This window comes from Spirochaetota bacterium (genome assembly GCA_040756435.1).
GTDB lineage: Bacteria > Spirochaetota > UBA4802 > UBA4802 > UB4802 > UBA4802.
The window spans coordinates 1-22,950 of record JBFLZD010000053.1 but is presented as its reverse complement, the minus strand read 5'-3'; the positions used below and the strand labels follow the sequence as shown (position 1 = coordinate 22,950).

Here is a 22,950-nt window from a genome sequence, read left to right as displayed (position 1 = left end):
ATATAAAATAACTTGAAAATTTTAGTAATCAAACCATACACTATGAGTTGTAATTGATTTAACATTATATTACTATAAATCCAGATGAATAGGGGTTCAGTACATGTTTGATTATATAATTAAAAACGGTACCATAATTGATGGTACAGGGAAACAAGCATATAAAGGAACTATTGCAATACAAAAAGATCGAATTATATTGGATAAGCAAACAAATGACACGGTTGCAAAAGTATGTATTGATGCTTCTGATAAAATTGTTTCACCAGGATTTATTGATATTCATTCTCACCATGACTTGTATATTGTTGACCAGGATCCTGTTCAGAGATTTTCATCATTTGTACTACAGGGTGTCACCACATCAGTTGTTGGCAATTGCGGATGGGCAATGGCACCTTGCCTCCCACAATACAAATCAATGGTTTTAGAGCTCATCCAGAGTATGAGTGTACCAGTTAAGAAATTCTATTGGGAATCAATGAAAGAATACTTATCTTATATTGAAAGAAAAAATCTCATGTGCAACATTGCACAATTGGCAGCACATGGTCCAATCCGTATTTCGGTCATGGGAGATGAAAACAGATTCTGTACTGATAAAGAATTAAAACAAATGAAAAAGCTTCTGCGTGAATCCTTGAATGCAGGTTGTGTGGGCTTTTCAACAGGTCTTATGTACTATCCGGGCATGTATGCTCACACAGATGAACTTATTGAACTTGCTAAGGTTGCTGGTGAATATGGCAGGCCATATGTATCGCATTTAAGAGGTTATTGTACCACATTACCGTATTCAATAACCGAAGCAGTAACAATTGCTGAAAAAGCTCAAGTACCGTTACAGATTTCACATTTACATTCACTACCCTTCCTTGGATGGATAAGCACTATACTCCCATATTTCTTTACTTTAATTGAATCAATCAATTCGATAGTACCTTTACCAGGAGTACCCAATCCTGCACTTGACAAAGGACTTGAAATTATTAATAAAGCTATCGACAGAGGCATAGATGTTGGCATGGATGCTGTCCCATATACTATGGGGAATACTACAATAACAGCACTTTTCCCACCATGGGTTAACCGGGGTGGACGTAAAAAATTACTTGAACGTCTCAAAGATCCAGAAATCAGGAAAAAAATAAAGAAGCAGATTGAAACGGTAATACCACAATGGCCACACTGGGAAGAAGACTCATGGTCTGACCCACACATCCGTGCAATTGGATGGAAGCCAGTAAAGGTTTTATCAGTGCGGAGTGATAGGAATAGATGGACTGAAGGAAAATCTTTTGTTGAAATTGCAAAGATATGGAAGACCGATCCGTTTGATGCATTATGCAGATTGACCCTTGAAGAAGAAGGTGAAGTTACCTACACCTATGGATATCCTGCAAAACCATGGTTAGAAAAAATGTTTAACAAAATGTTACTTCATCCAATGATGAGCATAGGAGCAGATTCAATTCTTCCTGCATATAAGGAAGGAACACCACCTGCTTCAGCGTATGGATGCTTCCCAAGATTTATTGGACATTATTCACGAGAATTAAGATTATTTCCTTTAGAAGAAGCTATACGCAGAATCACAAGCCTTGCAGCAAGCCGCTACAAACTTGAAAACCGTGGAATCATTAAACATAATGCTTTTGCCGATATTGTGATTTTTGATCCACATATAATTAATGAACAATTTACAGACGACGGAAAACCAGCATCATCCACTGGTATAGTCCATGTATTTATAAATGGGAAACATATCGTTGAAAATGGAAATCTGAAACAAGGAATTATGCCTGGTAAAGTATTGAAAGCATGAACCAATCAAATTATCAATCAATAGAACTCCTTGCACCAGCTGGATCCCCTGAGGCATTAATAGCCGCATTGGAATCAGGAGCCGATGCAGTGTATGCAGGTCTCAAAGACTTTAATGCCCGCAAGCGCGCAAAAAATTTTACAATTGATGAATTCAAATATGCTGTTAATTACGTTCACCACCATAATAAAAAAATATATCTCACACTTAACACGCTGATGTTTGATCATGAACTGGAACAGGTAATAAAAATTCTTAATTTAGCGCAGGGATATGCCGTTGATGCTATTATTGTGCAGGATATAGGTTTAATACAGCTTATACGCACGTATTATCCCTCACTCACTATTCATGCTTCAACACAAACATTTTGCCACAATAGTATGCATGCACAATTCTTAAAAGATTTAGGCGTGTCGCGGATTATACTGCCACGGGAACTATCGCTGAATGAAATTAAATCCATTCAACAAAAAGTGCCCTGTGAATATGAAGTATTCATCCATGGAGCCATGTGTTTTTCATTTTCAGGATGCTGCCTTTTTTCTTCATATCTATTTGGGCAGTCGGGAAACAGAGGTCGTTGTCTTCAGCCGTGCCGATATCCGTTCACAACAGGTAGTGCAACACGCTATCCTTTTTCAATGAAAGATCTTGCACTGGGTCCATCCATAGCTGATTATATTAACGCTGGCATTACAAAGTTTAAAATTGAAGGGCGTTTAAAAAGTACCTGGTACATCAATGAGGTGGTTTCATATTACAGGACATTAATTGACTCATTGATGGAAGGCAAATCGTTTAAGAATGAACCACCAAGTTTGCGCAGCACAACTAAAGGGTATATGTGCGATAGCTCATATGATAAACTGGTTGACGCTAAAACTGTAGGTGTAGCAGGAGCATATATTGGTACTGTAACTCAGGTAAAAAATAAATTCTGTATAATTTCCACCAGCCACCCATTGCAAAAAGGCTTACGTTTGCGAATTGTGGATAACAGTGGAAAAAATATATACGAAGGTACTCTGTTAGATTATAAATATGACAAAAACAGACATTCTCTTGAATGGTATATTTCATTGAATAGTAAGCCACCACTTTATGTATATATAATAGGAGAAAGTAAATCAGATAACGCTTTAAAAAAATTAAAAGCTATTCCTTTTAAGCCATACTCAGTGAATATTCAAATTACGATTAATTCTGAGTTTACAATTTCTGCTATCATTGATACATTTACAGTAGATTATACGTATACTATCCCAATCCAGAAAGCCATTAAACAGGGACTATCGCCCAACACTATTCAATATATTTTTTCACAGACAGCACATTTTCCTTTTGTAGCAACTGTGTCAGTAACCATGAAGGATAGTATTTTTATTCCTCTCTCACAATTGAAACAGCTGCGGCGTCAATTCTACGACATGCTATATAAAGACTATATAAAACATCGCGAATCAATAAATCAACAAAGGGAAAGTACTATTATTGCCCACATTGAGACAATTAAAAAAAATAATGCTACCATAAAACCAGAGAACACTACATTTATATGGCAACACTTTGAAAAAGTGCAAACTACACATGTAAACAGCGCATTTATTGAGTTACCGGTATTTGTTCCTGAAAATACCTTAGATGATACTATAACAAAAATTAAACACTATATGCACAATGGCTTTAAACATTTTATTATTCCCACCTATGGCTGGCTTGAATTCTTTAAAGGGAAAGACGTTGTTATTTGCGCTGGCGATTTTTGCTATTGCGTTAATTCTTTTACATATGAAGTTTATAAAAATAATGCAGTATCATACTTTACTATTTCAGGCGATATGGATTCTCTGGATATTACAACACGATATTATAATGGATTTATACAATTTCATAAACCAAAAATATATCTGGTTACACGGCTGCGTATACCTGATGCTGTTTATACATTCAAACATAAACAGTATTGCCCACAACACTATGCTCACTATGATGTACTTAGTGATTGTGAGTAGCACATGACACAAGCTATAGTATCAGCGTTTTTTCCTTCAACTGTAGTGCTTCATTATCAACAATTTTTGCAATTTCAAGAAGATTAATCACAGCATTAGTCAGGTCCTGAGTATAATCATTGATCATTGCAATAGATTTTGCAACTTCACTTAGTGCAATCATTTGTTCGGAAGCAGAATAATGTATTTCATCTGCATGCTGATGTGTTTCTTTCGTCCTGTCACTTATGGTTTTATTATTTTCAATTTGCATTGCCATGTTTTCACTTATATTTTGAATATCATGCGATATTTCGTTTACATTATGTATTACAGCACTCATTGCTTTAACTGTTTCTTGAACAATTTTTATTCCTTTCTGTATCTGAGTTTCCGTTTCTTTAGTTAAATTGTAAATTTCCTTTAAGCTTTCTCCCGTTTGATCTGATAATTTTGAAATCTCATCTGCAACAACGGCAAATCCTCTCCCTGCTTCACCCGCACGCGCAGCCTCAATTGAAGCATTAAGTGCCAGCAAACTTATCTGTTCGGCTATAGTATCAATAACATCTGCTACTGAATTCATCTGCTGAGATTTTACTCCAACTTCCTGCATTGTTATGTTCAGTTCTTCCAGGGTCTTTTCATTGTTACGTGACTGCTCTGCTGTAGTATATATTTTATGAGCTACTATATCGATAGTTTGCCGCAGTTGTCCAAATAGAGCAGTAAAATCACTTGTCATGGAATCCAATATTTCAAGGTTTACTGTTTGATCCTTAACATGTTGATTTACTAAATCCATGCTGGCATTGACTTCTTCAATGGCTGATGTTACCTCCTCGACAGAAGCTGCCTGACTCTGCGCCTGTTCGGATAGCCTGCCTGTCATATCATGCATTTTGGCAGAAGCTTCTTTTAAATTTGCAGCTACCTGTTGAACAGCTATAATAAGTTCTTTTAATCGTTTATATTGTTCCTTATTTTTATCAGATTCACTTTGAATTTCATTCATTGAATCTTTCATTATTTTTACAATCAGAAATGACAACGTAAAACAAAAAACTATTGAAAGGCTACTATCTATTAAACCTGTAAATTGAATTTTCTTATCAATTATCCCCTGGATGTTATTTAAATGATAGAAGATAACATTGCTTAAGAAAAACATCACAGCAATTCCAGTAGTCCACAGCCTGCTACAGAAAAGTGATGCAAACACAATCCCCGCTGGCATAATATATATCATTGAAGAATACCCTATACCAGGTGAACCTATATATTGCAGATATGTTCCCAACAAAATTGCCATCGAAGTAGCAAGCGATGTAACATTTGCTGAAATATGGTATTTACCTTTTTGCAAGGTTACAATACTAATGAATGAACCTGCAATTGGAGCAATACCAATGATAAATGGCCGTAAAAAATCACCCCGAATTATAAGAACCAAAAATGGAACTGGTAGAACTAAACAAAGTATTATTATATTCATTAGATATAATAGCACAGCTCTTCGCCGAATTAATGGATTATAAGTGGCATATAAATCGGCAATATGTTTGGCTTTCATATTTTCCCTCTCCAACAGAGTTTGTGACAAAATACCATAAACTGGATGGACGGTCAACCAATTTTTTTATTGACAAAATCTTTTAGTTCCTTTAAATTAAAATTACTTTTTAATGGAGAAATCATGTGCAATTCCCAAAACCAATTATTTGCGTCAGTGCATGTCTTAATGGCAAAGCGGTAAACCATGCCCTATTTTAAGAGTAATTTGGTTTCAGCGCATCAGAGCACATACTTTTTATATTATACATAAAATAAATTTTTGGAGGTTGCCATGAACAATGATGTATATTCACAGAAGCCATGGCTTAAGCATTACGACAAGCATGTTGCGCCAAGTCTCACTTACGAAACAAAAAGCTTTGCTGAAAAATTTTCTGAGGTAGTTAAACAATACCCGGACAAGACAGCTCTCATTTACATGGGTGCTCACATTACCTTCAAACAATTGGATGAACTAACGAACAGACTGGCTAATTATCTACTGAGCATTGGCATAAAGCCAGATGATGTTGTAGGGTTACATCTACCTAATATTCCTGCACACTACATTGGAGTTGTTGCAGTACAAAAAGCAGGAGGTGTCACTACGGGGCTAAGCCCTTTGCTAACACCATCCGAAATGGAACACCAGCTAAACGATTCAAGGACAAAGGTAGTTATTACTCTTGACATTTTATTTGAAAAAATTGCTGAAGTTAGTAACTCCACACCATTTACCCACGTTATAGTAACCCAAATTGCTGACTTTTTGCCAGGTGTCAAACGTGTGTTAGGTAAACTATTAAAAAAAATACCAACTGCACCTGTAAACCCTTTAAAAGGAAAAGAAGTAGTACGTTTTATGGATGCTATTAAACAATCCCCACCTACTTCGGTGCTGATAAAACGCAACTGGGAAGATATGATCTTTATGATGTATACTGGCGGCACAACTGGTCCTGCTAAAGGTGCTATACTCACTCAGAAAAGCTACATGTCAAACCGGCATCAGGTTTTAACCTGGTTGGACTTACAACCAGAGGATATAGCACTTTCAGCATTTCCACTTTTTCACATAGCAGGTTTGGCACTAGGTGGTTTTACCATGACTCAGGGCATAACTCAGATATGTGTTCCCAATCCGCGTGATGCTCATTTCCTTATAAATGCTTTGAAAACTTATAAGCCCACTTTTGTAGTAAACGTACCAACTGTTTATTTTGAACTGCTCAAACAACCTGCATTTAAGGAACTTAACCTGAAAAGCCATCTCAAGTGGTGCTTAAGTGCTGCAGCGCCTTTCCCCGCAGAATATATCAAATCGTTAGAAGAAATTATTGGTGTAGGTAATTTCATAGAATTATATGGAATGACTGAAATGTCACCAGTCATGATATGCAATCCACGATATGGAACTAAAAAAGCAAGCTCCATTGGCATGCCAATATCCGACACGGAAGTGAAATTAATTGATCCAGAAACCGGGCAGCTTGCAAAGATTGGCGAAACTGGTGAAATAGTGATTAAAGGACCCCAATTGATGAAAGGATACTACAACAAACCCGATGAAACATCCAAAGCAGTTAAGGATGGCTGGATGTACACTGGTGATGTGGCAAAAATGGATGAAGACGGATATTTCTATATAGTTGACAGAGTCAAGGATATGGTCATTGTATCAGGCTTTAAGGTATTCACCCGTGAACTTGATGAGGTACTTGCCCAGCATCCAGATGTTGAAATTGCAGCTTCAGTTGGCATACCGGATCCTGAACGCCCTGGCTCAGAACGAGTGGGTTGTGCAATAGTATTAAAACCTGGCATTGAAAAAAGTGAACATGAAAAGGAAAAGATTCTTCAATACTTAAAAGAACATGTTGCCCCATATAAAGTACCAAAGCTCATTGTATTCATGGATCAGTTACCTACCAGTGGTGTTGGAAAAATACTCAAGCGGGAAATCAAGAAGATGCTTGTTGAAATGTGATTTCAATTATCAAGAATTGTTCTTACGGTAGATGCTAAGCTGGCAAAAGAAACAGGCTTCTTTAAATAATTAATGTCATGAGTGTTGATAGTATGTTTTGATAGCACTTCTGCAGAATATCCTGATGTAAATAATATTTTAATCTGAGGATACATTGCAGAAACTAGTTTTGCCAGGTCAACACCATTCATTTTTGGCATAATAACATCGGTAATCAGAAGATGTATTGTTCCAATATAATTTTTCACAATTTCTAATGCTTCAAACGGATCACCTGCTTCCAATACGGTGTACCCTAATATCTCTAACATTCTTTTGGTTATTTTAAGAATTGATATTTCATCTTCTACAATAAGGATTGTTTCGGTGCCACGAAACAGGTTTTGTATAACGTTGTCATGGTATTGTGCATACTCTCTTCTTTCTACAAATAAAGGTAAATAGATTTTAAACGTTGTACCTATCCCCTTTTGGCTTTGTACTTCAATAAATCCACCATTACTTTTTACAATACCATATACCGTTGATAATCCCAACCCGGTTCCCTTGCCAACTTCTTTTGTGGTAAAAAAAGGGTCAAATATAAGCTTGAGTGTTTCTTCGTCTATGCCAATTCCATCATCGGTCACCTGAATTACCGCATACTCCCCTGGTAAAACATTGTGCTGTAATGCAACTTCATCTTCAATTGATACACTAAGTGTGCTTATTGTAATGCTTCCCTGTTTGTCGATAGCATCACGGGCATTCACAGCCAAATTAACTAGTATCTGATCAAGGCTAACTTCATCAATTTGAACCGATAGTTCCCTTTTTACAGGCTGCCATGCAAGCTGGATGTTTTCACCAATAAGCCTCTTAAGCATTCCAATCATTGAATCAATAGCTGAATTGACATTTACTATAGTGGATTTTTCTTCTTGTTTTCGCGCAAATGTTAGCAATTTTTTGGTTATTTCTGCTGACCTCTGCGCCGCTTTTTTTATTTCTTCAATATCTTTACGTGCCTCATTTTCTTGAGGTATATTTAATAATGCCAGTTCCGCATGCCCTGAAATAATATTGAGCATATTGTTAAACTCATGCGCTACACCACCAGCAAGCGTGCCAATTGATTCCATTTTTTGTGACTGCAGCAGTTGTTCCTGCAATTTTCTTTTTTCCTCTTCTATTTTCTTCCTTTCTGTTATATCCAATACCGATATCAATCCTGCTGGCTTCCCTTTAAACATTACTGTAGCACCATACAACAAGATCCATTTTACCATACCACTTTTAGTTATTACCCTAAATTCATATCCCACCGTGGCCTCTTCACCCTTTTGTCTTTTGCTACCCCGTTCCATCACTATAGCTTTATCATCAGGATACACAACATCCCAAAAGTTCATGGCACACAACTCCTGTTCTGAATATTCTAAAAGTGCTTCTGCTGCAGGATTAGCATAAACCCATTTGTCATCCTGATACATCATAATAGCCATGGGGGTTGATTCGGCTAAAATACGAAATTTTTCTTCACTTTCTTTAAGGCTTTTTTCAATACGCTTTCTTTCAGTAATATCAAGGATTATTGCTGCAAAATGTTCTTCGCCATCTATCTTTACTAACTGCACATGTACTTCCACATCATATGTACTACCATCTTTTCGTCTATGCACTGTTTCAAAAACTACACTATCTTCAGCACCATCTCTTAATGGTTGTAATAATAACTGAAATTGTTGCAGACTAAATTGGGGTTTTATATCAACCGGAGTCATATGTTTTAATTCTTCAAAGCTATAGCCCAAATTATTAATTGCAGCTTGGTTGACATACGTAAATGCAAGTGTATTAGCATCAAAAATATAGATTTCATTAATAGATTGTTCAAAAATAAGTTTATAGCGTTGAATTTCCCTTAGTGATTTTTTTTGTTCTGTTATATCCCGGGATATACCTATTATGGCATTTGGCGTACCTGTTTCATCCCTTAAAAATTTGACATGAACACTTAAATCTGCCAGTGTTCCATCTTTTCTGTATTCCTGTATCTCAACAATTCTTGTTCGGTTTTTATCAATCCCTGGTTTTTTTTCATTTTCAAATTCTTCTATCAGTTTGTTATACATATCCTGCAATACTTCAGGTGGATATTTTTTTTCCACCTTACGTTGTAGGTATTCATCTACTGCAAATCCAAGTATTTTTTCCACTGCCTTATTTATATATATTGTTTCAAATTGAAGATTTACTATCCAGGCAATATCTGCCATATTATCTGCTATAGCTTTAAACTTTTCTTCATTTTCACGTAAAGCTTTTTCCGACTGTTTTCGAAGCGTAATATCTCGTACCACACTGATTATACAGGGGGTATTGTTATATAGTATTGAATGAATACTTACTTCAACTGGGATGATAGTGCCATCTTTTGTAACATGCTCGGATTCAAACACCAGCGAACCATATTGTTTAAACTGTTCAATACGCTCGGGAATTAACCTGGCATAGTGGGGCGTATCTATATCACCAATCTTTTTTTGTAACAATTCCTCTTTTGAATATCCCAATCGGTTATAAGCAGATTTATTAGCATATAAAATAGTACCATCATAAGAATTGATTAAAACAGAATCATTTAAATAATCAAGAATATCAAAAGAATTTTCAAATGGATGTGCGTTCATAAAAATACCATAAATAATTCACTTCCCTATATGTATACTTCGTGATTTTTTTTATTTCAAGAAAAAATAATATAATCCTTTATTCCATGTTATCTGCGTCATTCGTCATTTTTTATTTTGCATTGTGCTTGCTTATATGTAAAGATTGTGAGATTGTAATGATACCTCTTTTTCATTTTATCAAACACTACATGTTAAACAATCTTGTATCACACACTGACAAAATTTCTTTTTCCTTGCCTAAAATAGCCATAGTAATTGACTTTCAATCAAAGAAAAGTTGCTTAAGTAACTGCACTGAGGATTTACTACTTTCAAATATATTTTTTTAGTAACTCTCTAAACCTGGTGTAATACTCTTCATCGTCACTCATTTCAAGAAGGCTTCTTCCCTCACTATCAAAGGTGGCAATGGTACTGGATACTGGCAGGGTGCCAATTACCGGCAACTGTTTGTTTGCACAGGTACTATCGCCCATTTTATTGATAATAACTCCGCAGTGCATGGTTTGTGTACGCTGCTGTGCCAATTTTAAAAGATTGTATGCAATTTCTATGCTTCGTTTTGATGTATCACTGACTATGACTAAATGTGACACCGTTTCAAGCACACGGCGGTTAACCTGCTCAAGCCCTGCCTCACCGTCAATGCATACATACTCATAATGCTCTGTGAGTTTGCCAATGCAGTGACGGAGAAACGCATTTATGCTGCAATAACATCCTTCAGCTTCAGGCCGCCCAACGCTCAAAAAATCAAAACCTCTATGCTCCACAAGGCTTGCAAGAAGCTCATAGTTTGCCATTGCATATAGTTCGTCACTACTCTGTACCGATTTGTTATCAACCGCTGTGTGTAATGTCACCCTAAGGTCATCAAGAGTTTTGTAAGGCTTTATTCCCAGCGCCCACGAAAGGCCTCCTGCCGGATCAGCATCAATGGCAAGCACCCGTTTATTTTTGTGTGCAAGGTATTTGATTGTCAATGCACACAGCGATGTTTTCCCTGCTCCACCCTTTCCACAGAAAGCAATGACTTTGGTTTTTAGAGCTTCCATGGGTATCAACCTTTTTTAAATAACGAGTTAATTGTAGTACACACCGTGTTGTTATCACAGGTATCGCAGTTTTTTATATCTTCAACCAGGCGCTTTTCAAATGCCTTTATAATACTTTTATGTTTTTCAATGAGAGGAAGCAGTTTGGCAATGTCATCGCTGTTAGATGTTATTGCAACAAATTCAACCCCCCTTATCCACGACAGCTGTTTGTACCATGTATATAACCTTGAAAAAAATTGAATCATAGTATGTGTTTTTACATAATCTTTGTGAATTCGTATCCATTCTTTATACAAAGAAGGCTGTATTCGTATCATGACGCCTTCCATTGAGTGCTGTACCGGTACCAGCGTTACCTGCTGTAAAAAGCTATAATAGCTTTCTTCATCATCTATTGCTGCATTTAGCAGCGTAAGCCTTCCCCACACTGAATGCCCATGCAGGGTATCACTGCCAATTACCATTACCCTACCATCAACGACTGCATCATACATACAATGCAACATTGCTGAACCATACGGTCCACCTAACTCACACCCAATGTCGTCTTTAAATATCATTGCAGTTTGGGAAACTTGCGGCCATGGTGTTTGATCTTTTATAGCATATATTTTTACCTGGTTATGTTTTTGCACATACTCCAGTACATCTTTTAAATCAGGATGCAACACGACTTTTTACCCTTTCCTGCGCTATTAATGCTGCACCTAACGCACCCATTATCTGGCAATATTCATGTACCACTACTTTTGTTTTCAAAACCCGCTCAAGTGCACTAACCATACCTGCATTGTGTGCAACACCGCCAGAAAAAGCTATCTTTTCTTCAACACCAATACTCAGTGCAAGAGACGCCACTCGCGAAGCCAATGCCCTGTGTAATCCTTTAACAATATTACCCATATCTTCCCCACTGTTTAACAGGGAAATCACCTCGGTTTCAGCAAAAACCACACACTGATTTGATAGTGTAATCTCTTTTACACCTTTTGCATCAAGAGTAGCAAGTTTGGCAATAGGGACTTCCATAACATCTGCTGTGATTTCTAAAAACCTTCCAGTACCTGATGCACACTTATCATTATACACATACCGTTGAACATTGCCATATGCATCAATGCGGCATACCTTAGCGTCCTGTCCGCCAATATCAATGATGGTACGCACGTCTTTATCAATATACTGGATCCCCTTAGCATGACACACAATCTCAGATTCAACTATGCTGGCATACGGAATATTTTTTTGGCCGTAGCCGGTACCGCACCACGCTTCAATCTGTGTTATGTCTATACTTGTCTTTTCATGTATTGAAGAAAGTAAAAGCTGAGCTGCATCCTTTGGGCTTCCTTCTACTGGAAGTAGTACCGTTGCAATTATAGTGCCATCGTCAAGTATAACAGCCTTTGCTGTTGTGGAACCAATATCACATCCGGCTACTATCACCATTAACCTCCAGCTTTTTGATATGCAAACAGTGCAGCACCCAAGGCCCCGGTAAGCTGTGGATCAACATTTGTTATTTTTACAATGGTAACACCTAAAAGATTTTCAAGTTCCTTCACCACTGCCGTATTTTTTGCAACACCACCGGTAATGCACACATCACGTTTTATGCTTGCCTGATTTACCAGCACTCCCACTCGTTTTGCCATGGACTTGCACACACCTAAAGCAATGTTTTCTTTGCTTATTCCTTCATTAAGATATTTTATGACGTCGGCCTGTGCCCACACGGTACAAGCTGATGCTAACGTAATTGCTTCATTTCCTTTTTTAGCCATGTTCGATAGTTCCTGTAATTCTATCTTCAGCACCTTAGCCATCACTTCTAAAAAGCGGCCTGTTCCAGCTGCACACTTGTCATTGGTAACAAAGCGATCAACCTCGCCCTGTGTATTAAGGGAAATAACTTTGCAATCCTGCCCACCAATATCAATGATAGTGCGCACATTGGGATACAGGTAAAATGCACCTTTAGTATGGCACGATATTTCCGATATAGTATTGTTTGCAAAGGGAACACGTTTGCGCCCGTAACCAGTGCCAACACAATATACAATATTGTCCTGATTAACAGTTGCTATCGCACACGCTTGTTGTAGGGCTTCATAAGCACCGTCTTCAGGTTTTGGTTTTGATTTGATGATTGATGAAGCTATTATCTTTTTGCCATCAAATAAAACCACTTTTGTTGTAAGCGAACCAATGTCACACCCAGCAACAATCATAGTAGCCTCCTTACGCGCAAAAATTCCTCAAAGCGGTCACGAGTTGCATCCCACGATTGCACACGGTCATCAAACGCATCTGCATACATAATGTGAGTGGGAAAACCTGCCTTTTCGGTGTCCTGTGCAAGTAACTTCACCATGCCCCAGGTGTTACGGCAGCCCGGCGTTCCATTATAGACTATAAAGTCGGCCTTATACATACTTGCCAGAGCAAGTGTATCCTGAAGCCACATATACGGCGAATCATACGGTCCGCGAATAGACTTTATCATTGGCATACGTGAATTAATGGCTGCAATACTTGTCAGCATCTCTTCCAGTGTTCCGGTTTTAATGGAATAGGCTGCTTCTTTCCAGTTGTTATGGACCACTGGCGGATTGCTATCAGCCCAGAAATGACTCAAAATATTTCCTGAATAGCCAATGTTGAGTTCCTCTAACATCTGCCACAACCGCAAACTATGGGTGTAGTGGTCTATGTAGCAAAAAAATCCACGTGATTTTTCATGTGATATATTAATTCCCTGTTTAAGCAGTGTAACGTTTTCCCTTCCTTCATTGACAAGCATCTCAAGTAATTGTGTGTAGATGGGCATCCCAGCAAACATGAAGCGCCCTGCATAGATAAAAAGGCAGGTGGTAACAGACAGTGGTAAAGGTTTGTAACTTAAATATTGTTCAAGCTCATTTATAAGTTCATCCTGTTTTTGCAGTTCGGTAAGTATTTCCCGTAACCTGTCAACATCAAGCTTTTTGCCACTTTGCTCTTCAAGAAACCCAATCAGTGCTTTATAATCCTGCACATGATACTCGGTTACACGCTCTTCCACTAACCATGGTGGCATATTGAGTTGAAAAAATGGTAAATCTTTATATGCTGCAAAGAATGCAAACGCATTGGCATTGGTATCACACACACCTGGCGAATCAGTAACAACCATATCTATTGGCGTCCCTATGTCAGCTAACAGTGCACCCATTGATCCACGCTGTGATGAACATGATGTTTCCGTAAATCCAGCTTCATTGCAGTAATCTAAAAACTCACCGGTGCCCCGCTTATATAAAAATGTCATCATTACAGTTAGTAATTCTAACGTTACAGGAACAATATCAAGCGCATACAGTATTGCTGGTGAAAAGCAAAAGGTTGTCATGCAGGTTTTTTTTCCACGCTGATGTGCATTGACAATGTTATCAAGGTATGTGGCTGTCATCTGTAAAAACAATTGCCCTGCTTTTGCTTTGAAAACTTCTTTAACAGGGTCCCGAAAATTTGGTATATAGCGTAATGCAATATCATATTCCTGCCTTGTTCCCGCTAAAAGCCGTGAACCCGCTTCATACGTGCGCCATAACATCCAGTCAAAATTATATTGTTTTAAGGCCTTTCGCATACTAATCTCCTTACCTCTAAGCGTTCTAAAAATGCATCTATACGCATTCGCATACGCTCATTATCAGCCAGTGGTCCATATTCGCGCTCAAGGCGCAAACAAGGTATACCCAATTTCTCTAAGTCGCGCTCAATCAAGCCATTTTCAGCACCATGCAAATCGCAAAACCTGATATTCTGCAACACAACCCCCTCCACCTGCGCTATGCGTATGGCTTCCACCACCTTTGCAAGGCGCTGTTTATATCCACCATACATACGCGGGCAATGGCTATGATTAAGATACCGCAGCGCCAGTGCGTGCAAAGGCTCATCCTCCTCATCCACATAATCTACCTCAAGCCGCGGCCCATAACACAATGTGTCGGCCACCACCACTGCTGTTTCCCCTTCAACTGTTTTAATAAAATCTATATCATCATTGGCACTACCAATAAGCATAAGCCGCTTACGATCTTCAAGCGCAGTGCCAGTATATTCAGACAACAATGACTCCATCATACCATAAAACCTATCACGGGGCATAGACAATCCAGCAACATACACTGCAACAGCATCAGCACCTGCAATACGTGCAGGATAGTGTATGCGCAGGGCGTTAAGTTCTTCTAAACGTTTTCGCAATCGGTTGTAAAATGCAATTGACTCCTTCAATTTGTCATAGGAAAACGATAACCCAAAATGCGCTGAAACACTGTCAATAAATCGATGTAATTCTTCAACAAGCCACTTTACACTGTATTCAGTAATCTTATGGGGTACAGCATAATGAAAGAAAAACGGAGGCACTACTGGCAAATCTAAATTGACAGCAGTTTTACGAATACACTCATCAATCCTGCGCATGGAATCGCAGCCTGGCGTAACAATAATGCCATCAAGAAATGAATAATCCCCTAAAGCAAAGTGCTGCAACAAACACTTTGGGTGACTGCATATAAATGGTCCAAACGCAGCATCAGCAATTGAAAGCGATGATACATTAAGCCCCTTTATTCTATATGGTATTATGCCCAAGGCATGTAATATTTCCTCTGGAAAATATGAACAGGTATAACCAATACATAGCGCACCCTGTTCCTTTACCTTAGCAATATATTCATTGTTGATTGATTGCGCTATGGTATAAAATTCTTCAAACATTGTCTACCTCCACACCGTGTAATAATGCACGTGCAAAAGCTTTGCGTGCCTGTTGCATGGTTTCATCTTCTTCCTGTATAAGTTCTGTCCAAAAACCAAGTACAAATGGAAAGATTTTAGCAAGCACAGGTTTTAGAACTGCAAAGCAGTCGCCAGCTGCCTGTGTAAAAAAATCCTGAAATGCGCCAGCATCCAGCGCATGTGCAAAGCGGTTTATAAGTGAATCAAACAACGGCTTATTGGTACTGTGAACTGAAACAATAAAACGCAACAGCTCATTACAAAAATGCGCAATCTCTTCAACGGGGAAATCCGTCACGTTTTCCTGTGTACGATAATTGTGTAATACTGTGCGAGCAGTCTGAATGTTGTGCAATTTATTCAGAATAATTGCATTAATCAGCATGCTCAATACATCAGGTTTTTCTTGAAGGCTTTCTAATATACCTCCAGTAATTTTATTTTTAAGCGATAGTAAACTGTAAAAAATCTCTTGCTTTGTTTTATCATCCAATTCGTTTAACACTGCTGTAACAATAGTTTTGATAGATTGCTCAAGTGGTGTTGAAGCAGATTCTTTTAAAAGCTCATCACCTACATCTATTTTGCGTATAAGTTCACACAGTTGATTGGCCATACAACCTAATGCCTTAGAGTCAATTTCTTTTACAAGGGAATTCACAACATCAGCTAATAGATCAGGTGCCTGATTGTTTATTGGATTCAATGCTTCATTGGCACATCGGATTGTGCAATTTGCCACTGAAGGGATACAGGCAAAAAGCGTTAAAACTTTGGCAGGGTACATCCATATATCATTAGCCACCGTGCCTGCAACCTGAGGCGCATGGATACTTATTGCATCAGCATAATGCTTCAATTCAGCCATATCGTGTACAGCAATAGTGTGTAGTAAACTTTCACCAAGTTTTTGCCACCAGGTTTCATCATCAAGGATTTCCTTTACGGTTTTATCGGTTGACGTTGCTTTGACAAAAGGCTGAATACAGAACAATATCACCTTAGCAATGGCTCTTTTACATACACTATCTTTTGTCCACTGGGTAAAAAATTCTTTTGTAGATTGATGCAGGAAATTTTTTCCTTCCCGTGTGGTAACAAGCTTCATCCATACGGAAGAAAGGTAAAGATTTTTCATTGGCAAAGCCTCCCATTATAATCATTCAGCTTTTACACGGTAACTATCGCACAAGCGTATTTTAGATTTTTTTATTATGTTGTGTCATTGCATCCTTTTTTCACGGTATCATAGATTAGCTTTACAATGGTATCCACCGCTTTATCATATGAAAAACCGTGAGGTGTAACAATTGAGTGAAATACAGATCCCAAAAACAGTATAAATAAAAGTTCAGCAAATTCATACGGGATATTAAATATTTCAACCATTGCTTTTTTATAATAATCAGCAAATGATTGAAACACCGGTTCATGTTCTTCTTTTGGCGTATTGCGCAAAAGGTCAAACGCAAGTAACATCACATGTCTGTAATAGTCACCATTTTCTTTCCAGAACTCAGTGGCAACATCAATCCGCATACTGGTAACATCAATATCACGTACTCTACTTTTTACATCCCCCACATTGGTGCGCATGACCCAATCAAAAAGGGCTTTTATAATTGCCTGCTTGTTGGGGAAATAGTGATACAGTGTTCCGGTTGATACACCAAGCACTTGAGCAATCTTACGCATAGTAACCTTGTCATAGCCATATTGTGTAAATACCCAGAAACAGCGCGATAAGAGATCATCACGGTATGCATCATGATCCACGATTTTTGGCATTTATAACCCCATATCTGTTTTTGTTATACATTACTTTGATTTTGCTAAATGTTTTGCCAAACGTTTTCCTAAACTATATAATGTCAGTGCTGGTGGCAAACCCCAGGCTTCTGGAATTACCGAACAGTCACACACATACAGATGTTCCTTTTCAGTTTGCAAATTTTTATCAAGAAGATGGCCTATCTTTACCGTACCGCCTGGATGTGCTGCTACATACCACGATTTATATATATGCTTTGCTCCTGCGTTCTTTAAAATATTTTTGGCCCGCTCATAGCCATGCATTAGTTTCTTTTTATCATCAAATGCCAATCTCTTGCGCACTCCTTCTTTATCGGTAAGATAGCCACCCAATGAATCCTTTTCCTTTATCATAATTTGCAATGTTCGGCTGTGACTAAAAAGCCTATCAAAGCGAAAAACTTCAGCTGTAAATGCTTGATACAGTAACTGCGGTATAGTCATATCGGTCATGACATAGCCATCTTCCACAAACTGATGCCCTGTTGCCATGGGGAATTCCCTGCCACCTTTTATGTCCTTCACCGTACCCATGACGCAGATAAGCGGATCAAAGAAATAATCAAACCCCGCTCCTTTCATACCGCTATTGCGCAATATAATTGGCGAACCTATGCCCCCAGCTGCAATAATAATATCATTGCCATATACCTTTTGTTTTTTAAAGCCCTGTGTATACTCTACGCCAACTGCACGCTTGCCATCAAACAGTACTTTTTCAACTTTTGCATTGACAATCAATGTTGCTCCATTTGTTACTGCCTCCTCTGCCCACATCCGTGCATTAAACTTTGCCCCATATGGGCAGCCTAAATTACACTTATCACAGTTAGCCCTGCATTTATCCTGAAACACAAATTTGGGCAGCTTATCCCACGGATACCCTAACTCACGAGCACTTTGCATAATGCGTTTTGCCATGGGGCCAATAAGTTCATCTTTGAGTGGTGCAATGGGTAGTTCCTTTTTACACTCTTCAATTTCTTTGGTAATATCAATGCCATATTTTTTTAGCATGGCAACAGGTGGCGGAAACGCTGTAGCGTAGTAAAATATTGAGCTACCACCCATCGTTATGCCGCGCACCATGGCAAGTCCGCCATACGTAAACAGGGTTCCCTTCCCCGGCATAAACATTGATGCAGCCTGCAGATAGGTACCTTTGATTTGGGGGTCAGAGCCTCGTTCTATCATCAGTACTTTTTTCTTTTTTTTCGATAGTTCCCGTGCAACCGTTGCTCCACCAGGCCCGGTACCAACTATAATTGCATCATATTCTAATTTAGTCATACTGGTGCAAACCTCCCATTAGTAATTTATTTATATCGAACATCCGTTATAAATAAAATTTTGTCAAGAAAATTTTTAATTATTCTTGATTTCAGAAAGGCTTTTCAATTTCTGAACCATAGTGGCAAGTTCAATGGAAAAGTCTGATAGTTTCTGTGCACTTGTAGCAATATTCTGGATAGTATCATTAAATACATTTATACTTTTAGCTATTTCATCCAGAGCCTGTTTTTGTTCATTGGTTGCACCCAGGATATTCCCTGATTCATTGAGCAATTCTTCTAAGGAGTTTCGTGAGATCCTATTATTTTCATTGACAAAAGCTAAATAGTAATTATAAAGTATGTTTAATAGTGACAATACCAATAATAGATAATGATAGAATCTCCATATCTGTTACCACTATCATTGGTTTTTATGATAAAATTTTTTAATAAGGCTATCCACTTGGAAGATTACATAATTCAAATTTTGGAGTTACAACAATGAAACAATATATAGGCTATGGTCTTATTATTTTTTCAGCAATAATCGTGGTATTATTTCCATACACACTATTTGCCCAGAGTATTGATCTTGACCCTTCCGCCAAAACTATTGATGGAATAACCAATATTGCTGCATCTATAGTTGCTGATAGTTTTGTTCCCATGACCCATTATAACAAAGATAACTATATGGTTTCGATAGTTCCTGCATACTTCACTGTTCAAAAAGCATATGATGACCCTGAAATTAAAGGTAAAGATTTAAAGGGATATGGCGCTGGTGCTGGATTTGGCTATGCTACCAGCGACAGGATGCTTATATTCGGCATTGCAGCTTATATGCATTTTGATGGAAGGTTATCTTCAGCTTTCTATAAGGGATTGGATGCTAATAACTATCAGATGAAGGTTGATTACTCAATAATCAGTTTATATTCAGGCATAGGGTATGATGTGGTTGAATCCAGTGAATTTTCACTCCCCCTGTTTGCGGGTATATTTATACAGAAATACAATGGCACAGGGACATTGCCTGAAATTTCAAATATCAAGCTATCAGTTGACAGCTCTGCAACCTTATTTGGCGTTTCGTTTGGAATAGCTCCTTCCTTTAAATATGATGACCTGTTTAAAATAACACCATATTATCTTGTAAGCTACAGCCTCAATAAACCTGAAGCAACAGCAAAGATTACTACTACTGTACCTTTTCCAATAAGTGAAAATTATGATGTTCCAACAAAAAATGTTAAAGCTTCAATGGTAGGTCTGGCACTTACGTGGCTGAGTAGTAAATCGGTATCACTATCGCTTAGTCTTGGTGGCTGGATACGTAATGAAATGTCATGGTACAACAAAACATTCTTAAACGGTTTACAAATGAAATCAGCAGTTTTGGTAGTGAGTTTTAATAATTAAAACTCTAACACAATCAATATAAAAAGTTGTTGCAAAAGCTATATTGGATATAAATCATTAGACATCATATGGTTATTTGCGACAGCGGTAACCAATCATACTTCACCGGGCTCAGAAACTGTACCATGAAAATATTATTGGCAAAGTCATTGTAAACCTTATCCCTAATTTATTGCATGATAAGGTACAGCATTATAATACAGCAATAGATTCTGAATGAGCTTCGGAATAACATTTGTGAGATTCTATTATTATAGGGGGACATGATGAAACGTAAGCTATGGATAAGTATTTCGCTGCTTTTTACTCTATTAGTTTTTGTCTATGCTCAAAATCCTTCGCGTTTAAAAGAATCAGGTTTTAACAGCGCTTTTACTATCCCTTTGGAAACACCGTATGAACAGTATGTGGAACTCATGACTCATGTTATTGCAAATGCTCGTGTTGAAACAAAAAATAAGGATGCCATTGTTGCCATGAACAGCCCCTTTATTTTCAAACCGCAGATAAAACCGGTTAATAACATTTATCCCAAAGGGATTTTGCTTATACATGGTCTGTCGGATTCACCATATTTTTTACGTGCTGTGGGAAAATATTTTGCTGAAAAAGGGTTCCTTGTTTATGGCCTACTTTTACCAGGACATGGAACTGTACCAGGTGACCTGTTAAAAGTTAAAAATGATGAATGGATAAAAGCTACTCACTATGGTATGTTGCAGCTTAAAAAGAATGCAAAAGATGTGTATATGGGTGGCTTTTCAACGGGCGCATTGCTTTCAGTTCATTATGTACTAACAAATACTAACCATGATGTAAAAGGGCTGTTTTTGTTTGCACCGGCGTTTGCCATTTATTCTAAATTGGCATGGATGGCTCCGGTTGTAGGAACATTCAAAGATTGGGAAAGTATAGAAGATGATGTAGATTATACCAAATATCAGTCATTTACGTTTAATGGTGTGACACAGACATATAGGCTTATAAAGAAAGTGGATGCGTTATTTGATGAAGGTAAAAAAGTTTCAGTGCCTGTGTTTGTTGCTCAGAGTATAGATGACCGCACGGTAAGCACTGAACGAACACTTTTTGTTATGAAAAATTATATTACTGGTAAAAAGATGTTTATTTTGTATACCATACAACCTGAAAAAGATTATGATGGAGAGGATAATTTTGTTATCACAGTAAATAGCTATCTCCCTCAGGAAAAGATATTGAATATACCTCATATATGTATCACCATACCACCTGATGATCCACACTACGGTAAAAATGGTGATTATCGTAATTGTTTATATTACAAGCCAGATAGTCCAGAGCGCCAGCAGTGTTTAACTGATCCTGAAATATGGAAAGGCGAAAATACCCAAGAAAATATTGAAAAGTATAAAGTTATTACACGACTAACGTATAATCCCCATTTTAATGATATGTGTAAACAAATTGGTGAATTTTTATCAGTAATAGAAAAATAAAAATTATATAGAGGCTCAAAATTATGAATACAAAGATTGCAATAATCACTGGCGCGGCAGGCGGCATTGGCAGGGCTATTACTACTGAGTTTATAAAGAAGAATATAACATGCGTGCTTGTAGATATTAATAAAAAAGCGTTAGCTGACTTGCAAAAACAGTATGGTGATAAAGTTTATAGCCTGTACTGTGATATAACTGATATCAAATCAGTAAAGTCAATGGTTAATAAAGTAATAAAAAAGTATAGAGCTATCGATATCCTTGTAAACAATGCAGGAATCATTGAACCAAACCTTTTTGAAAATGCTTCGTACAAAGAAATCAACCAACAGTTACAGGTTAATCTCTTAGGCCCAATTAACTGTACGTATGAGGTGTTGACACATTTGAAAAAGAGCAAAAGCCCCTCAATAGTAACTATCGCCTCACTGGCTGGAATAGTGCCTGAAACATATAGTTCTCTATATACTGCAACCAAATTTGCATTACGGGGTTTGTTTTTAACATTACACATTGAATTGAAAAAACATAATATCCATGTTGCAACTATTTTACCGGATTCGGTCAATACGCCCATGCTACACTATGAAGCAACGCATGGAGGTTCGCCACTTACGTTTTTAAGTAAGCCACAAAAACCTGAAGATGTGGCAAAAGCTGTGGTCAAAGGAATAGAAACAAAAAGACCTGAAATAGTGGTGCCATCATCACAGGGATTTATAACGCGTTTTATAATGGTATTCCCACGATTGGTAGTAACGTTGTGGCCATTGCTGGAAAAGATAGGAAGTAAAAATAAAGCAAACATTCAAAAAACAATAAAATCGTAATCGGCAGAAATAAAAAAACGTCCACTCATCTTAATTTTTTATAATTTTGTTGTTCACGTGCTAAATTGGTTATAGCTTTCCGGTGTTTTCTTCTGCTCTCTCATAACTATCAGGTGTCTTGATACCTTTTATATTATATAGTATTTTCAAAACATGCGAGGCAATTATGGACTATATAAAAATGTATCGGCGTTTTTATTTTGATATGCTTGTTCATGGGAACGCTCTTTCAGGGTTGATTGGT

18 protein-coding genes are annotated in these 22,950 nt (G+C 37.6%); 6 read left to right on the top strand and 12 right to left on the bottom strand.

What is annotated here, in order from left to right:
• The first annotated feature begins 103 nt into the window (after nucleotides 1–103).
• On the top strand, nucleotides 104–1,825 hold the full coding sequence (locus AB1444_13185; protein ID MEW6527602.1) for an amidohydrolase family protein: 1,722 nt from the start codon (nucleotides 104–106) through the stop codon (nucleotides 1,823–1,825).
• Entirely contained in the window at nucleotides 1,822–3,840 is a 2,019-nt protein-coding gene (locus tag AB1444_13180) for a U32 family peptidase (GenBank protein ID MEW6527601.1), read from the top strand. Before AB1444_13185 ends, AB1444_13180 begins: the two co-directional genes overlap by 4 nt.
• 13 nt (nucleotides 3,841–3,853) lie before the next feature.
• Here the strand turns inward: AB1444_13180 and AB1444_13175 are convergent, their stop codons facing one another.
• Entirely contained in the window at nucleotides 3,854–5,392 is a 1,539-nt protein-coding gene (locus AB1444_13175) for a methyl-accepting chemotaxis protein (GenBank protein ID MEW6527600.1), read from the bottom strand.
• Between the two features lie 273 nt (nucleotides 5,393–5,665).
• On the opposite strand from AB1444_13175, the gene AB1444_13170 reads away from it, so the two are divergent.
• On the top strand, nucleotides 5,666–7,360 hold the full coding sequence (locus AB1444_13170) for an AMP-binding protein (GenBank protein ID MEW6527599.1): 1,695 nt from the start codon (nucleotides 5,666–5,668) through the stop codon (nucleotides 7,358–7,360).
• 2 nt (nucleotides 7,361–7,362) lie between these two features.
• Here the strand turns inward: AB1444_13170 and AB1444_13165 are convergent, their stop codons facing one another.
• From AB1444_13165 to AB1444_13115, 11 genes are all read right to left on the bottom strand, one after another.
• Nucleotides 7,363–10,032, bottom strand: a complete 2,670-nt coding sequence (locus AB1444_13165; protein MEW6527598.1) for a PAS domain S-box protein — start codon at nucleotides 10,030–10,032, stop codon at nucleotides 7,363–7,365.
• A 314-nt stretch (nucleotides 10,033–10,346) separates the two neighbouring features.
• Nucleotides 10,347–11,090 (bottom strand): AAA family ATPase, encoded by a 744-nt coding sequence (locus tag AB1444_13160; GenBank protein ID MEW6527597.1) that lies wholly within the window; start codon nucleotides 11,088–11,090, stop codon nucleotides 10,347–10,349.
• Between the two features lie 5 nt (nucleotides 11,091–11,095).
• Entirely contained in the window at nucleotides 11,096–11,764 is a 669-nt protein-coding gene (locus AB1444_13155) for a hypothetical protein (GenBank protein MEW6527596.1), read from the bottom strand.
• On the bottom strand, nucleotides 11,751–12,542 hold the full coding sequence (locus AB1444_13150; GenBank protein ID MEW6527595.1) for an acyl-CoA dehydratase activase: 792 nt from the start codon (nucleotides 12,540–12,542) through the stop codon (nucleotides 11,751–11,753). The genes AB1444_13155 and AB1444_13150 overlap by 14 nt, the downstream gene beginning before the upstream one ends.
• Nucleotides 12,542–13,324 carry an acyl-CoA dehydratase activase gene (locus AB1444_13145; GenBank protein ID MEW6527594.1) on the bottom strand — a complete coding sequence of 261 codons (783 nt, stop codon included), beginning with the start codon at nucleotides 13,322–13,324 and terminating at the stop codon, nucleotides 12,542–12,544. Before AB1444_13145 ends, AB1444_13150 begins: the two co-directional genes overlap by 1 nt.
• A complete protein-coding gene (locus AB1444_13140) occupies nucleotides 13,321–14,724 on the bottom strand; it encodes a 2-hydroxyacyl-CoA dehydratase family protein (protein ID MEW6527593.1) in 1,404 nt (467 codons plus the stop codon). The genes AB1444_13145 and AB1444_13140 overlap by 4 nt, the downstream gene beginning before the upstream one ends.
• Complete coding sequence (locus tag AB1444_13135; GenBank protein ID MEW6527592.1) at nucleotides 14,709–15,866, bottom strand: 2-hydroxyacyl-CoA dehydratase family protein; 1,158 nt, start codon at nucleotides 15,864–15,866, stop codon at nucleotides 14,709–14,711. The genes AB1444_13140 and AB1444_13135 overlap by 16 nt, the downstream gene beginning before the upstream one ends.
• Nucleotides 15,859–17,025: a hypothetical protein gene (locus tag AB1444_13130; protein MEW6527591.1), complete on the bottom strand. Its 1,167-nt coding sequence runs from the start codon at nucleotides 17,023–17,025 to the stop codon at nucleotides 15,859–15,861. Before AB1444_13130 ends, AB1444_13135 begins: the two co-directional genes overlap by 8 nt.
• Before the next feature lie 74 nt (nucleotides 17,026–17,099).
• The gene (locus AB1444_13125) at nucleotides 17,100–17,675 is read right to left on the bottom strand and encodes a TetR/AcrR family transcriptional regulator (protein MEW6527590.1); all 576 of its coding nucleotides are present in this window, start codon (nucleotides 17,673–17,675) and stop codon (nucleotides 17,100–17,102) included.
• 30 nt (nucleotides 17,676–17,705) lie between these two features.
• Nucleotides 17,706–18,989, bottom strand: a complete 1,284-nt coding sequence (locus tag AB1444_13120) for a GMC family oxidoreductase (GenBank protein MEW6527589.1) — start codon at nucleotides 18,987–18,989, stop codon at nucleotides 17,706–17,708.
• Nucleotides 18,990–19,064: 75 nt separating this feature from the next.
• Entirely contained in the window at nucleotides 19,065–19,265 is a 201-nt protein-coding gene (locus AB1444_13115; protein MEW6527588.1) for a hypothetical protein, read from the bottom strand.
• Between the two features lie 209 nt (nucleotides 19,266–19,474).
• On the opposite strand from AB1444_13115, the gene AB1444_13110 reads away from it, so the two are divergent.
• The 3 genes from AB1444_13110 (at nucleotide 19,475) to AB1444_13100 (ending at nucleotide 22,706) form a co-directional block, all read left to right on the top strand.
• Nucleotides 19,475–20,395 (top strand): hypothetical protein, encoded by a 921-nt coding sequence (locus AB1444_13110; GenBank protein ID MEW6527587.1) that lies wholly within the window; start codon nucleotides 19,475–19,477, stop codon nucleotides 20,393–20,395.
• 266 nt (nucleotides 20,396–20,661) lie between these two features.
• Nucleotides 20,662–21,873 carry an alpha/beta fold hydrolase gene (locus tag AB1444_13105; GenBank protein MEW6527586.1) on the top strand — a complete coding sequence of 404 codons (1,212 nt, stop codon included), beginning with the start codon at nucleotides 20,662–20,664 and terminating at the stop codon, nucleotides 21,871–21,873.
• Between the two features lie 23 nt (nucleotides 21,874–21,896).
• Nucleotides 21,897–22,706: an SDR family oxidoreductase gene (locus AB1444_13100; GenBank protein MEW6527585.1), complete on the top strand. Its 810-nt coding sequence runs from the start codon at nucleotides 21,897–21,899 to the stop codon at nucleotides 22,704–22,706.
• Nucleotides 22,707–22,950 lie beyond the last annotated feature (244 nt).

What these genes read in the sequence shown, in the direction of transcription:
- AB1444_13160 (MEW6527597.1), bottom strand. Translation starts at nt 11,090, where the DNA reads ATGGAAGCTCTAAAAACCAAAGTCATTGCTTTCTGTGGAAAGGGTGGA.
- AB1444_13105 (MEW6527586.1), top strand. Translation starts at nt 20,662, where the DNA reads ATGAAACGTAAGCTATGGATAAGTATTTCGCTGCTTTTTACTCTATTA.
- AB1444_13135 (MEW6527592.1), bottom strand. Translation starts at nt 15,866, where the DNA reads ATGTTTGAAGAATTTTATACCATAGCGCAATCAATCAACAATGAATAT.
- AB1444_13175 (MEW6527600.1), bottom strand. Translation starts at nt 5,392, where the DNA reads ATGAAAGCCAAACATATTGCCGATTTATATGCCACTTATAATCCATTA.
- AB1444_13180 (MEW6527601.1), top strand. Translation starts at nt 1,822, where the DNA reads ATGAACCAATCAAATTATCAATCAATAGAACTCCTTGCACCAGCTGGA.
- AB1444_13100 (MEW6527585.1), top strand. Translation starts at nt 21,897, where the DNA reads ATGAATACAAAGATTGCAATAATCACTGGCGCGGCAGGCGGCATTGGC.
- AB1444_13185 (MEW6527602.1), top strand. Translation starts at nt 104, where the DNA reads ATGTTTGATTATATAATTAAAAACGGTACCATAATTGATGGTACAGGG.
- AB1444_13165 (MEW6527598.1), bottom strand. Translation starts at nt 10,032, where the DNA reads ATGAACGCACATCCATTTGAAAATTCTTTTGATATTCTTGATTATTTA.
- AB1444_13140 (MEW6527593.1), bottom strand. Translation starts at nt 14,724, where the DNA reads ATGCGAAAGGCCTTAAAACAATATAATTTTGACTGGATGTTATGGCGC.
- AB1444_13120 (MEW6527589.1), bottom strand. Translation starts at nt 18,989, where the DNA reads ATGACTAAATTAGAATATGATGCAATTATAGTTGGTACCGGGCCTGGT.
- AB1444_13145 (MEW6527594.1), bottom strand. Translation starts at nt 13,324, where the DNA reads ATGATTGTTGCTGGGTGTGACATTGGTTCGCTTACAACAAAAGTGGTT.
- AB1444_13125 (MEW6527590.1), bottom strand. Translation starts at nt 17,675, where the DNA reads ATGCCAAAAATCGTGGATCATGATGCATACCGTGATGATCTCTTATCG.
- AB1444_13150 (MEW6527595.1), bottom strand. Translation starts at nt 12,542, where the DNA reads ATGGTGATAGTAGCCGGATGTGATATTGGTTCCACAACAGCAAAGGCT.
- AB1444_13130 (MEW6527591.1), bottom strand. Translation starts at nt 17,025, where the DNA reads ATGAAAAATCTTTACCTTTCTTCCGTATGGATGAAGCTTGTTACCACA.
- AB1444_13110 (MEW6527587.1), top strand. Translation starts at nt 19,475, where the DNA reads ATGAAACAATATATAGGCTATGGTCTTATTATTTTTTCAGCAATAATC.
- AB1444_13170 (MEW6527599.1), top strand. Translation starts at nt 5,666, where the DNA reads ATGAACAATGATGTATATTCACAGAAGCCATGGCTTAAGCATTACGAC.